An 11,311-nucleotide genomic window follows, 5' to 3' on the forward strand; every position below is an offset into this window, starting at 1 on the left:
CCACGTCGCGGGGGACGACGGCGTCGTCCGCCCGTGCCCCCGCCGCCGCCGTTCCCGCGGGTCGGAGCGGACCGGGCCATGCCCGCACGCCGTCCCGGCGCGCCGCGTCACGCGCGCCCCGAGACGCCCCAGCCACCGCCGCCGGCGCCGCCGCAGGCACCGCCGCCGATGGCGCCGCGACGCCCGCCCGTGCGCCGTCCCGCGCCGGCCGACCACGGCCTCGATCTGTTCGACGAGCGGCCCCCGCCGCCGCGTCCCCGCCGGCCGCGCCAGCCGCCGCCGGACGAGTCGCCGACCGAGATCATCCACCTCGAGGACGACTACGACTACGACGAGTACGACGACTACCCGGAGAACGCCGACGAGGAGCGCGCCGAGCCCGAGTACATCGAGCCGGCCGACGACGATCCGGCCGAGCCGGAACGCCGCCGCAAGCCGGTGCGCTGGCTGGTCGCGCTCGTCGTGCTCGCGCTCATCGGCGGCGGCGCCTGGTACGGCATCGACGCCGTCTTCGGTTACGACGACTACGAGGGCAGCGGCGAGTCCGACGTCCTGATCGAGATCAGCGCGGGCGACTCGACCGGCGCGATCGGGCAGGAACTGGCCGGCGCCGGGGTCGTGGCCAGCGCGAAGGCGTTCGTGAAGGCCAGCGAGGACAACTCGAAGGTGCTGAGCCTGCAGCCCGGCTACTACGTCGTGAAGACGAAGATGTCCGGCGCCGCGGCGGTGGCGAGGCTGACCCAGGACGGCTCGCGCGTCGGCGTGCTGCAGGTGCGTGCCGGGACCCAGCTGGACGACATCACCCAGCCCGACGGCACGGTCACGCCCGGCGTGTTCTCGCTGCTGTCGAAGGCCTCCTGCGCGCAGCTGAACGGCCAGAGCACGTGCATCCCGGTCGAGCAGCTGCGCGACACCGCGGCCAAGGCCGACCTGAAGGCACTGGGCGCGCCGGACTGGGCGGTGCCGGTGATCTCCGGGTCCACCGACGCCCGCCGCATCGAGGGCCTGGTCGCCCCCGGGGTCTACGACGTCAAGCCCGGCTGGTCGGCCGAGGAACTGCTGTCCTACGTGCTCAAGACGTCGGCCACCCGGATCCAGAGCGCCGGGCTGGCCGCGACGTCGAAGTTCCAGGGCCGCACGCCGTACGAGACGCTGATCGTCGCCTCGCTCATCGAGCGGGAGGGCGTCAAGCAGGACTTCGAGAACATCGGGCAGGTCATCTACAACCGGCTCGCGCAGAACATGCGGCTGCAGCTGGACTCGACGGTGAACTACCTGCTGGACAAGCCGGTCGTGACCACCACCGACGAGGACCGCAACCGGCCCGGCCCGTACAACACGTACAAGATCCCGGGGCTGCCGCCGACGCCGATCTCCTCGCCCAGCCCGGAGGCCATCGACGCGGCGGCCAACCCCACCCAGGGCACCTACGTGTACTTCGTCAAGTGCGAGAAGAACGGCCTGTCCTGCTTCGCGTCGGACCTCCCCGAGCACGAGCAGAACAAGACCCTGGCGAGGCAACGCGGTGCCTACTGAGCCGGTGCCTACCGAGCGCAGGGCCGCGGTGCTGGGCAAGCCGGTGGCGCACTCGCTGTCGCCGGTCCTGCACCAGGCGGCGTACGCGGCGCTCGGACTGGACGGGTGGACCTACGACCGCGTCGAGATGGACGCCGAGGGGCTGCCCGGGTTCGTGCGCGGGCTCGGCCCGGAGTGGGCCGGCCTGTCGGTGACCATGCCGGGCAAGCGGGCCGCGCTGGACTTCGCGAGCGAGGCCACGCCACGGGCGGTGGCCGCGGGCGCGGCCAACACGCTGGTGCGGACCGCCGATGGGTGGCTGGCCGACTGCACGGACGTCGACGGGGTCGCGGGGGCGCTGCGGTGCGCGGGCGGCTTCACCGGCGGGGACACCGGCCTGGTCCTCGGCGCGGGCGGCACGGCGGCCGCGACCGTCGTGGCGTTCGCGGCCCTGGGCATCCGGCGCGCGGTGCTCGTGGTGCGCGACCCGGCGCGGGCGCGGGAGACCGTCGAGGCGGCCGGCCGGGCCGGTATCGAGGCCGACGTGCGCGGGTGGGCCTCGGCGGACTTCGGCAAGCTCGCCGCCGACTGCGCGGTGCTGGTGAGCACCGTCCCGCCCGCGGCGGTCGCGGAGCACGCGGCCGAGCTGGCCGCGGCGCCGTGCGTGCTGGACGTGATCTACCACCCGTGGCCCACACCGCTGGCCGAGGCAGCCGCCGGCCGGGTCGCCACCGGACTGGACATGCTGCTGCACCAGGCGTTCGGGCAGGTCGAGCACTTCACCGGACGGCCCGCCCCGCGCGAGGCGATGCGGGACGCCCTGCGCGCGGCCACGGGCGGCATCCTGCCGCTGCCCCTGGACTAGCGTGAGCACCATGAAGATCGTGGTGCTGGACGACTATCAGGACGTCGCGCGGAGCCTCGCGGACTGGGATGCGCTGGGAGCCGAGGTCGAGGTGATCACCTCCTACCTCGGGGACCACGACGAGCTGGTCCGGCGGCTGGCCGGCGCCGAGGTCGTCGTCGCGATGCGGGAGCGCACGCGGTTCACCGCCGAGCTGCTGGAGCGGCTGCCCGACCTGAAGCTGCTGGTCAGCACCGGCCGCCGGAACGCGGCCATCGACCTCAAGGCCACCGAGCGGCTGGGCGTCACGGTGTGCGGCACCGGCTACCTGCCGCACCCGACGGCCGAGCACACCTGGGCGCTCATCCTCGCCGCGCACCGCCACCTGGAGACCGAGCTGGCCGCCATGCGCGACGGCGCGTGGCAGTCCACCGTGGGCACCGGCCTGCACGGCAAGACGCTCGGCCTGCTCGGGCTCGGCAACCTCGGCCAGCGGGTGGCGAAGATCGGCCAGGCGTTCGGCATGGAAACCATCGCCTGGAGCCAGAACCTGACCGCCGAGCGGGCCGCCGAGCACGACGTCACCGCGGTGTCCAAAGAGGACCTGTTCGCGCGTGCGGACGTCCTGTCGGTGCACCTGGTGCTGTCCAAGCGCACCCGCGGTCTCGTCGGCGCGGCCGAGCTGGCCGCGATGAAGCCGGGCGCGCTGCTGGTCAACACCTCGCGCGGCCCGATCGTCGACGAGCAGGCGCTGCTGGACGCGCTGCGGGCGCGCCGCATCCACGCGGCGCTGGACGTCTACGACATCGAGCCGCTGCCGGCCGACCACCCGCTGCGCGCGATGCGCAACGCCACCCTGACCCCGCACCTGGGCTACGTGACGCGCGAGGTGTACGAGATCTTCTACCGGGACGCGGTCGAGGACATCGCTGCCTGGCGCGACGGCAACCCGGTGCGGGTCATGACGCTGTGACGGGGCGCCTCCCCGCGGGGAGAGGCGCCCCTGGCCGGCTCAGCGGACGATCGTGCCGCTGGAGCTGATGCGGTTGCTGATGTTGCTGGAGAAGGACTGCACCTCGGCGTAGACACCGGGGTAGTCCGGCCGGGCGCAGCCTTCGCCCCAGCTCACGATCCCGACCTCGACCCACTCGCCGGCCGCGTTCTTCTTGACCATCGGGCCGCCCGAGTCGCCCTGGCAGGTGTCCGTGCCGCCCTCCGGGTAGCCGGCGCACAGCTCGTAGGCCGGCTGGAGATCGCTGCCGTAGGACTGCTGGCAGGTGGAGTCGCTGACGTAGGGCACGGTCGCGTACTTGAGGTAGCGCGACTGGCCGCCGCCCTCGACGGTGGCGCCCCAGCCCATGATGGTGAAGGTGCCGCTGTTGAGGGAGGTGTCGCCGGGCGCGGCGAACTTCAGCGTCGGCGCGGACGGGGCGGAGGCCAGTTCGATCAGCGCCCAGTCCTGCGCGCCGGTGCTGGCGTAGGCGGGGCTGCGGTAGACGTAGGTCGACTTGATCGACTGGCCGCCGCTGCTCTGCAGGTCCACCTTGCCGATCGTGGCGGTGATGCTGGAGTTGGTGCCGGTCCGGGACACGCAGTGCGCCGCGGTCAGCACGACCCGGGGTGCGACGAGCGCGCCGCCGCAGCCCATGGACAGCCGCACCATCCACGGGAACTGGCCCTGGGTGGCGTTGGTGCCGCCGACGACGAACGGCGTGACCGTGTCACCGGCCGGTTGCGCGGCCTGCGCCGGGGTCAGCGCCGCGGTGAGCGCGGTGGCGAACGCGGCGGTCGTCAGAATGGCCCGCCGGATTGTTTTGCGCAGTGATTTCCGCATTGTCAGACCCCCGCCGTCCGAGTGATCCAGGATCGGTTCGCGGCGACGCTGCCGTAGATTTGCGAAGAACTGCCGTCCGCCATCGACGCCACGCCCACCTGCACGCCATTGGCCATTTGGGGGCCGCCGGAATCGCCCTTCCAGGCCACGCCGTTCACGCCGGTGGAGCAGATCGCGCGGCCGCCGTAGGCGTCGGTGCAGCTGCCGCCGATGCGCGTGTTGCGCACGGTCGCGGTCTTGAGCTGCTCGGCCGCGGAGCCGTCGTAGCTGGTGCGGCCCCAGCCGTAGATGGAGTTCGTGCTGCCGACCGCCGGGTCGGCGCCGGCCAGCCGGGCGTAGGTGGTGCTGATCGAAGTGCCGAGCTGGAGCAGGGCGAAATCGCTGCTGGGGTTGGCGACCTGGCGCGTCACGGTCGCGGTGACGCCGCCGGAGGAGCGGTACACGCTGCCGACGCGCACGGTCATGCCCGAGCCGAGGCAGTGCTTGGCGGTGAGCACCCACCGCGACGCGATGATGGTGCCCGAGCAGTTGAACTGACCGTTGACGAACACGGCCGCCGCCCACGGCGCGCTCGACACGGTGCTGCCCCCGACGATGAACGGTTCGACGGCCGGTCCCGCGGCGAATGCGGGAGCGGCGCCGCCCGCGGCGATCCCGGCCGCGGCGAGAACGGTGGAAATCCACCGGAAAATGCGCATGACGAATAAACCTCCGCAGGGGTGAGGTATTCGCGCCCGACGATGTGCGCGACAGGCAGAAGTTAGCGCGAGAAGAACCCGACGAAAGTCGTCAATGCGGATCGGGTGGCCGGGAACGACCCGGATGGCCTACGACCAGTGGCCGGTCACCCGGCGCGCAGTTCGGCGAGCACGGCGTCGGTGAACGGCGGCCACGCCTCGATCGCCCAGGGGCCGAAGTCCAGGTCCGTCAGCACGACGCACGCGGCGGCCGCGTCCGGGTCCACCCACAGGAACGTGCCGGACTGGCCGAAGTGCCCGAACGTCCGCGGCGAGCTGCCCGCTCCGGTCCAGTGTGGACTCTTCGAGTCGCGGATCTCGAAGCCCAGCCCCCAGTCGTTGGGCTTCTGGTGCCCGAGCCCGGGCAGCACCCCGCTCAGCCCGGGGAAGGCGACGGTGGTCGCCGCGCGCAGGGTGGCCGGGTCGAGCAGCTTCGGCGCCTGCAGCTCGGCCGCGAACCGCACCAGGTCGTCCACGCTGGACACCCCGCCCGCGCCGGGGGAGCCCGCCAGCCGGGTCGACGTCATGCCCAGCGGGGCGAGCACGGCCTCCGACAGGTACTCGGCGAACGGGATGCCGGAGTGCTCGGCCAGCGCGTCGCCGAGGACCTGGAAGCCGGCGTTGGAGTACATGCGCCGCGTGCCGGGCGGGGCCATCACGCGGTCGGAGTCGAAGCCGAGGCCCGCGGTGTGCGCGAGCAGGTGCCGGATCGTCGCGCCCTCCGGCCCGGCGGGCGTGTCCAGCTCGACCACGCCCTCCTCGACGGCGATCAGCGCCGCGTACGCCGTGAGCAGCTTGGTCACCGAGGCCAGCCGGAACGTGCGCGCGGTGTCGCCGTGGCTGCCCGCCACCGTTCCGTCCGCCCGCACCACGGCCGCCGCCGCGTGCGGGGCAGGCCACTGATCGATCCGCTCCAGGCTCCGCATACCGCAAAGCCTAAACGGCGGCTGTCCCGCGCCGGGGACAGCCGCCGCCGGATCAGGCGTCGAGGTCGCTGGCGACCAGTTCGGCGACCGCGTCCACCGCGACCTCCGCCCCGTCGCCCTCGGCGGCGATGACCACCTCGTCACCGTGGCCCGCGGCCAGCGTCATCAGGCTGAGCAGGCTCCCGGCCGGCACCGGGTCGGCGCCGTCCTTGGCGATCGTCACCGGCACCGCCTGCGCGGCCGCCGTCTTGGCGACCAGGGCGGCGGGGCGGGCGTGCAGGCCCACCTTGCTGGCGACCGTCACACGTCGTTGCGGCATGTCGTCCCTTTCCTCACTTGCTGGGCGTGCCGGCGTCGGCGGCGGGCTGTTCGGCGTCGTCCTCCCGGCCCGGCGTGCGCAGGTTCCACTTCGTGATCACCCACCGGAACAGGAAGTAGTAGATGGCCGCGTAGACCAGGCCGATCGGGATCAGCAGCCACGCCCGGTTCGCCGCCGGCGCCGAGGAGTTCAGCGCGAAGTCGATGAACCCGGCCGAGAACGAGAACCCGAGGTGGATGTCCAGCGCGTTGCAGATCGCCAGAGACAGGCCGGTCAGCACGGCGTGGATCAGGTACAGCGGCCACGCGACGAACATGAACGCGAACTCGATCGGCTCGGTCACGCCGGTCAGGAACGAGGTGAACGCACCGGCGATCATGATGCCGCCGACGACCTTGCGCTGACCCGGCCGCGCGGTCTGCCAGATCGCCAGCGCGGCGGCGGGCAGCGCGAACATGAAGATCGGGAAGAAGCCGGTGGTGAAGGCGCCGGCGTTGGGGTCGCCGTTGAAGAAGTTGGTGATGTCGCCGCCGTCGAAGATGAACCACACCGGCACGTTGATCAGCTGGTGCAGGCCGATCGGCAGCAGCAGCCGGTTGAGCAGGCCGTAGATCCCGCCGCCCACGACGGCGTTGCCGGTCACCGCGTCACCGAGCCACTGCATCGCGTTGTCCACGGCCGGGAAGACCAGCCCGAACACGACGCCGATCAGCAGCAGCACCAGCGAGTTGACGATCGGCACGAACCGGCGGCCGCCGAAGAACGCCAGGTAGGGCGGCAGCTTCACGCGGTGGAACCGCTGCCACAGCACCGCGGTGACCAGGCCGACCACGATGCCGCCGAGCACGCTGTAGGGCCACTTGATCGGCTGCAGGTACCAGCCCTCCTTGAAGCCCTCCAGGTCGCTGACCGGCGCGAACACCTGCACGACCTTGTTGAACACCACGAACCCGACCACGGCGGCGACCCCGGTCGAGCCGTCCCCCTTGCGCGCGAAGCCGACGGCGATGCCGACCGCGAACAGCAGCGGCAGCCAGTCGAACAGGCCACCACCGGCCGCGGCGAGCACGGCGGCGACCTTGTCCCAGCCGAGGCCGTCCTTGCCGAGCAGGTCGTCCTGCCCGAGCCGGCTCAGCAGGCCGGCGGCGGGCAGGGTGGCGATGGGAAGCATGAGGCTGCGGCCGAAGCGCTGCAGCCCCGCCATCCCCCTGCCTTTGCCCTTGGTTCCATCTGCGACGGTGGCGCTCACGGGTTACCTCCGTGTTCGGCGGGGACTGTGCGATCGAGTTGCATGGACACCTGGTACCGGTCGCCCCGGTACCACGAGGTCATGTCCTCCACGGGGACTCCGGACGCGCTGGAGACCCGGCGGAAGACCAGGAGCGGGTCGCCGGTGCGGATGCCGAGCAGCCGCGCGGTCTCCCGGTCCGCCGCTTCCGACCACACCGTCTGGCGGGCGTGGTCCAAGCGGAGGTCGTAGTGCTGCGCGAGTTGCGCGTACAGCGAGGAGGTCAGGTCCAGATCCGGCAGCCCGGGCACCCGGCCCGGGTGGTACCAGCCGCGCTCGACGGCCAGCGGGGTGCCGTCCGCGCGGCGGCGGCGCACCAGCCGGTAGGCCGGTTCGCGCGGGCCCAGCCCGAGAGCGCCGGCGGTCTCCACCGGTGGGTTCTCCAGGCCGCAGTGCAGCAGCTCGGTGGCCGGGGTGAGGCCGCGGCGGCGCATGTCGTCGGTGAACGACATCAGGTAGAGCTGCAGCTCCATGCGCCGCGTGGCGGTGAAGGTGCCCTTGCCGCGGGCGCGGGTGAGCAGGCCCTCCTCGACGAGCTTGCCGATCGCGGAGCGGACCGTCAGCCGGGACACCTGGTAGCGCTCGGCCAGCTCGCGCTCGGACGGGATCGGCGACCCCGGCGGCAGCTCGCGCTCGATGCTGCGCCGCAGGATCTCCCGCAGCTGCGCGTGTTTCGGCGTCGGCCCGTCCACCACGCGGTCGGCGGTGGTCGCGGTCTGCGCCATGCCACCTCCAGGTTTCGGGTTGGTTTCCGGGGTCGCACCGGACGCCGGGAATTGGTACGTTCCGGTCTAGACCATTTCTTGATGGGGCAGAATGCTCCGCTACCCGGGCGGGTGTCAACCACCGTTACGGGTTCGTGTTCGGCAAGCAGAGAAGGAGGCCGCCGTGGCGGACGACAGGCCGGAACAGATCCTCGCGGCACTGGGCGGCGCGGACAACGTCGTCGAGATCGAAGGCTGCATCACGCGGCTGCGGTGCGAGCTCGAGGACGGCTCGCTGGTGGACGAGGCCGCGCTCAAGGCGGCCGGCGCGCACGGCGTGATGAAGATGGGCTCGGTGGTGCAGGTCGTCGTCGGCCCCGAGGCGGACACCATCGCCAGCGACATCCAGGACCTGATGTGAGCCTGACCGTGCAGAGCCCGGTGCCGGGCCGCGTCACGCCCATGTCCGAGGTGCCCGACCCGGTGTTCGCGCAGTCGATGGTCGGTCCCGGGGTCGCGGTGCTGCCCGCGGGCGGGCGGCAGGACGCGCTCAGCCCGGTCGACGGGACGGTGGTGACGCTGCACCCGCACGCGTTCGTCGTCGCGACCGAGGGTGGTCAGGGGGTGCTGGTGCACCTGGGCATCGACACGGTCAAGCAGAAGGGCGAGGGCTTCACGCTGCACGTCGTGAAGGGCGAGTCGGTGCGCGCCGGGCAGCCGCTGATCAGCTGGGACCCGGACGCGGTCGCCGCGGCGGGGTACTCACCGGTGGTGCCGGTGGTGGCGCTCGATGCGGACGCCGCGGCGCTGTCCGGGGTGCTCACCGGCGGCACCGTCGACGCCGGCGAGCAGCTCTTCGCCTGGGACTAAGCCGTCACCACGTTCTGCCCCTCGACCTTGACCGGGATCGGGGTCAGGCCGGTCTCCGCCGGGCCCTTCTCCAGCGCGCCGGTCAGGGTGTCGAACTCCGAGCCGTGCAGCGGGCACTTGATCGCGTCGCCTTCGGGGGCCACCGTCGCGCCCTGGTGCGGGCACACGGCGCTGAAGCAGGCCGCGGTGGTGTCGGTGGGGCGGGCGAGGATGGCCGGCTTGCCGTCGACCGTGACCGACTTGGCCTGGCCGACCGGGACGTCGTTGAGCGCCGCGACGGTGGTGCCGGACGGGGCGGCCGGGGCCGGGCCGGTGTTCTGGCTGCTTCCGGACGTGCCGCTGTCGCCGCCACCGCAGGCGGTCAGGACCACGGTGCCCGCGGCGGCGCCGGCCACGGCGACCCCGGTCGTCAGGACGGTACGGCGGGTGGGTGAGTGAGCAGTCATGCCCGGTGACACGACCGAGGGCCTCGGCCGGTTCAATCCGGCGGCGGATTGAACCCGATCGCGTTCCGCCCCGTGGTGAACGGTGCAAGGATCGCCGGTGGAGGAGGTCGGGTCATGGTCGCGTGGCTGTTGCGGATCCTGGTGGTCCTCGGGCTGCTCGGATCCGCGTGGGTGCACTGGGACCTGTGGGCCAACGAGGGCTTCGACTCGATCGACGTGATCGGGCCGTTGTTCCTGGTCAACGTCGTCGCCGGGGTGGTCATCGCGCTGGCCGTGCTGTTCTGGCACCACTGGCTGCCGGTGCTGGCCGCGATCGGGTTCGGCGCCGTGACGCTGGGCGCGTACCTGATCTCGCTGACGCCCGGCGGGCTGTTCGGCGTGCGGGAGCAGTTCGCCACGTCCGCCGAGACCTGGGGCGTGGTCACCGAGGCCGGGTGCGTCGTGTTCGGCGTGGCGTTGCTGTTCGCGCAGCGGGTGCGGCGGAAGCAGAGCGTGCCGGCGTGACCGGCGGCGCGGAAGACCAGTTGATGCGGGCGCTGCACGACGACCACGCGGCCGCCCTCTGGTCCTACGCGCTGCGCCTGACCGGCGGGGACCGGGCCCGCGCCGAGGACGTCGTGCAGGAGACGCTGCTGCGGGCGTGGAAGCATCCCCGGGTGCTGGACCAGACGCGGGGGTCGGCGCGGGCGTGGCTGTTCACGGTGGCGCGCCGCATCGCGATCGACGACTGGCGGTCGGCCGCCCACCGGTCGGAGGTGACCACCGCTTCGCCGCCCGAGCTGGCCACGCCGGACGACACCGACCGGGCGCTGCAGGGCTGGCTGGTGGTGGAGGCGTTGAAGGAGTTGTCCGCGGCGCACCGCGAGGTGCTGCTGCTGTGTTACTTCCAGGGTTTCTCGGTCGCCGACGCGGCCGCGCGGCTCGGGATTTCCGCCGGGACGGTCAAGTCCCGGACGCACTACGCGCTGCGGGCGCTGAAGCTCGCGCTGGAGGAGAAGGGGGTGACCCGGTGACCGAGCCCGACGAGTTCGTGCCCTACGACGCGGCGTATGTGCTGGGCGCCCTCTCACCGGAGGACCGCGCCGCCTACGAGGCGCACCTGCGAGGGTGTGCGGCGTGTTCCCGCGCGGTGGCCGAGCTGACCGGCCTGACCGGGCTGTTGTCGCAGGTGACGCCGGACATGGTCGAGGCGGAGCCGCCGCCGGACCGGGTGCTGCCGGCGCTGCTGCGCGGGGTGCGGCGCGCGCGGCGCCGGCGGGTGCTGACGACGTTCGGGGTGGCGGTGGCCGCGGCGGCGGCGGTGCTGGTGGCGATCTTCGCACCGCAGCCGGATGCCGGTGGTGGGACAGCGATGACGCCCCTGGGCGCCTACCCGGTCCAGGCGACGGCCGCGGTGGCCGAGGTGTCGGGCGGTAGCCGGGTGGACATGTCGTGCAGCTACCGGGGCGCCTACCAGGGCGCGGGGTACCTGCTGGTGGCCGTGCGGGCGGACGGCTCGGAGTTCGAGCTGGCGACCTGGAACGCCGCCCCGGACCGGGACGCGCGGATCTCGGTGGGCACCGACCTGCCGCCCGAGGAGATCAAGGCGCTGGAAATCCGCACGACGAGCGGGGTGCCGCTGCTGCGGTGGCAGCCGTGAGGGTTTGGTTGTGCCCCCCTTTGCCGGGCGCGGCGGGCGGTGGTTGGGCCCCCTTTTTTTTGGGCTCTGTTGATCTATGTGTGGGTGCGGTCAGGTAGTTCGGGGCGGTAGCCGCCGAGCGCGAGGAGTGCGAGGGAGATCAGGGCGTCGGCGTGTTTGAACCCGAAGGCCAGGCGGGTCAGTAGCCGG

At 72.6% G+C, this 11,311-nt stretch carries 15 protein-coding genes; 8 read left to right on the plus strand and 7 right to left on the minus strand.

Translation table 11 applies throughout. From position 1 onward, the window contains the following. The first annotated feature begins 168 nt into the window (after positions 1-168). From mltG to D0D15_RS34030, 3 genes are read left to right on the plus strand one after another with little or no spacing between them, the layout of a single operon-like run. Entirely contained in the window at positions 169-1,536 is a 1,368-nt protein-coding gene (mltG, locus tag D0D15_RS34020; RefSeq protein WP_094008025.1) for an endolytic transglycosylase MltG, read from the plus strand. Between the two features lie 4 nt (positions 1,537-1,540). Then, positions 1,541-2,380 carry a shikimate dehydrogenase gene (locus D0D15_RS34025; protein ID WP_255407949.1) on the plus strand — a complete coding sequence of 280 codons (840 nt, stop codon included), beginning with the start codon at positions 1,541-1,543 and terminating at the stop codon, positions 2,378-2,380. Between the two features lie 10 nt (positions 2,381-2,390). Continuing rightward, positions 2,391-3,332 carry a D-2-hydroxyacid dehydrogenase family protein gene (locus D0D15_RS34030; RefSeq protein ID WP_094008040.1) on the plus strand — a complete coding sequence of 314 codons (942 nt, stop codon included), beginning with the start codon at positions 2,391-2,393 and terminating at the stop codon, positions 3,330-3,332. A gap of 39 nt (positions 3,333-3,371) precedes the next feature. Here D0D15_RS34030 and D0D15_RS34035 read toward each other — a convergent pair whose 3' ends face one another. The 6 genes from D0D15_RS34035 to D0D15_RS34060 all read right to left on the minus strand — a co-directional run bounded on the left by D0D15_RS34035 (position 3,372) and on the right by D0D15_RS34060 (position 8,188). Then, entirely contained in the window at positions 3,372-4,193 is an 822-nt protein-coding gene (locus tag D0D15_RS34035) for a S1 family peptidase (RefSeq protein ID WP_094008027.1), read from the minus strand. A 2-nt stretch (positions 4,194-4,195) separates the two neighbouring features. Then, complete coding sequence (locus tag D0D15_RS34040) at positions 4,196-4,891, minus strand: S1 family peptidase (protein WP_094008028.1); 696 nt, start codon at positions 4,889-4,891, stop codon at positions 4,196-4,198. A gap of 146 nt (positions 4,892-5,037) precedes the next feature. Continuing rightward, a complete protein-coding gene (locus tag D0D15_RS34045) occupies positions 5,038-5,856 on the minus strand; it encodes a serine hydrolase domain-containing protein (protein ID WP_094008029.1) in 819 nt (272 codons plus the stop codon). A 52-nt stretch (positions 5,857-5,908) separates the two neighbouring features. Next, positions 5,909-6,175, minus strand: coding sequence for an HPr family phosphocarrier protein (locus D0D15_RS34050; protein ID WP_115945042.1), 267 nt, complete (start codon positions 6,173-6,175; stop codon positions 5,909-5,911). 13 nt (positions 6,176-6,188) lie between these two features. Continuing rightward, positions 6,189-7,379, minus strand: a complete 1,191-nt coding sequence (locus D0D15_RS34055; protein ID WP_094008031.1) for a PTS transporter subunit EIIC — start codon at positions 7,377-7,379, stop codon at positions 6,189-6,191. A gap of 41 nt (positions 7,380-7,420) precedes the next feature. Then, positions 7,421-8,188 (minus strand): GntR family transcriptional regulator, encoded by a 768-nt coding sequence (locus D0D15_RS34060; protein WP_094008032.1) that lies wholly within the window; start codon positions 8,186-8,188, stop codon positions 7,421-7,423. Positions 8,189-8,279: 91 nt separating this feature from the next. On the opposite strand from D0D15_RS34060, the gene D0D15_RS34065 reads away from it, so the two are divergent. Then, positions 8,280-8,588: a PTS sugar transporter subunit IIB gene (locus D0D15_RS34065; RefSeq protein WP_255407950.1), complete on the plus strand. Its 309-nt coding sequence runs from the start codon at positions 8,280-8,282 to the stop codon at positions 8,586-8,588. After that, positions 8,585-9,037 carry a PTS sugar transporter subunit IIA gene (locus D0D15_RS34070; RefSeq protein ID WP_094008034.1) on the plus strand — a complete coding sequence of 151 codons (453 nt, stop codon included), beginning with the start codon at positions 8,585-8,587 and terminating at the stop codon, positions 9,035-9,037. Before D0D15_RS34065 ends, D0D15_RS34070 begins: the two co-directional genes overlap by 4 nt. Here the strand turns inward: D0D15_RS34070 and D0D15_RS34075 are convergent. Then, positions 9,034-9,483, minus strand: coding sequence for a Rieske (2Fe-2S) protein (locus D0D15_RS34075; RefSeq protein ID WP_233157461.1), 450 nt, complete (start codon positions 9,481-9,483; stop codon positions 9,034-9,036). The genes D0D15_RS34070 and D0D15_RS34075 overlap by 4 nt on opposite strands. Before the next feature lie 114 nt (positions 9,484-9,597). Between D0D15_RS34075 and D0D15_RS34080 the strand changes: the two genes are divergently transcribed. From D0D15_RS34080 to D0D15_RS34090, 3 genes are read left to right on the plus strand one after another with little or no spacing between them, the layout of a single operon-like run. Next, the gene (locus D0D15_RS34080; RefSeq protein ID WP_094008036.1) at positions 9,598-9,987 is read left to right on the plus strand and encodes a hypothetical protein; all 390 of its coding nucleotides are present in this window, start codon (positions 9,598-9,600) and stop codon (positions 9,985-9,987) included. Between the two features lie 23 nt (positions 9,988-10,010). Continuing rightward, complete coding sequence (locus D0D15_RS34085; protein WP_233157463.1) at positions 10,011-10,496, plus strand: sigma-70 family RNA polymerase sigma factor; 486 nt, start codon at positions 10,011-10,013, stop codon at positions 10,494-10,496. Then, complete coding sequence (locus D0D15_RS34090; RefSeq protein ID WP_115945043.1) at positions 10,493-11,122, plus strand: anti-sigma factor family protein; 630 nt, start codon at positions 10,493-10,495, stop codon at positions 11,120-11,122. Before D0D15_RS34085 ends, D0D15_RS34090 begins: the two co-directional genes overlap by 4 nt. Positions 11,123-11,311 lie beyond the last annotated feature (189 nt).

Source organism: Amycolatopsis thermalba, assembly GCF_003385215.1.
In the GTDB taxonomy this organism is placed as follows: Bacteria; Actinomycetota; Actinomycetes; order Mycobacteriales; family Pseudonocardiaceae; genus Amycolatopsis_E; species Amycolatopsis_E thermalba.

What these genes read in the sequence shown, in the direction of transcription:
- mltG (WP_094008025.1), top strand. Translation starts at nt 169, where the DNA reads ATGGCGCCGCGACGCCCGCCCGTGCGCCGTCCCGCGCCGGCCGACCAC.
- D0D15_RS34030 (WP_094008040.1), top strand. Translation starts at nt 2,391, where the DNA reads ATGAAGATCGTGGTGCTGGACGACTATCAGGACGTCGCGCGGAGCCTC.
- D0D15_RS34035 (WP_094008027.1), bottom strand. Translation starts at nt 4,193, where the DNA reads ATGCGGAAATCACTGCGCAAAACAATCCGGCGGGCCATTCTGACGACC.
- D0D15_RS34040 (WP_094008028.1), bottom strand. Translation starts at nt 4,891, where the DNA reads ATGCGCATTTTCCGGTGGATTTCCACCGTTCTCGCCGCGGCCGGGATC.
- D0D15_RS34045 (WP_094008029.1), bottom strand. Translation starts at nt 5,856, where the DNA reads ATGCGGAGCCTGGAGCGGATCGATCAGTGGCCTGCCCCGCACGCGGCG.
- D0D15_RS34050 (WP_115945042.1), bottom strand. Translation starts at nt 6,175, where the DNA reads ATGCCGCAACGACGTGTGACGGTCGCCAGCAAGGTGGGCCTGCACGCC.
- D0D15_RS34055 (WP_094008031.1), bottom strand. Translation starts at nt 7,379, where the DNA reads ATGGCGGGGCTGCAGCGCTTCGGCCGCAGCCTCATGCTTCCCATCGCC.
- D0D15_RS34060 (WP_094008032.1), bottom strand. Translation starts at nt 8,188, where the DNA reads ATGGCGCAGACCGCGACCACCGCCGACCGCGTGGTGGACGGGCCGACG.
- D0D15_RS34065 (WP_255407950.1), top strand. Translation starts at nt 8,280, where the DNA reads ATGCTCCGCTACCCGGGCGGGTGTCAACCACCGTTACGGGTTCGTGTT.
- D0D15_RS34075 (WP_233157461.1), bottom strand. Translation starts at nt 9,483, where the DNA reads ATGACTGCTCACTCACCCACCCGCCGTACCGTCCTGACGACCGGGGTC.
- D0D15_RS34080 (WP_094008036.1), top strand. Translation starts at nt 9,598, where the DNA reads ATGGTCGCGTGGCTGTTGCGGATCCTGGTGGTCCTCGGGCTGCTCGGA.
- D0D15_RS34085 (WP_233157463.1), top strand. Translation starts at nt 10,011, where the DNA reads ATGCGGGCGCTGCACGACGACCACGCGGCCGCCCTCTGGTCCTACGCG.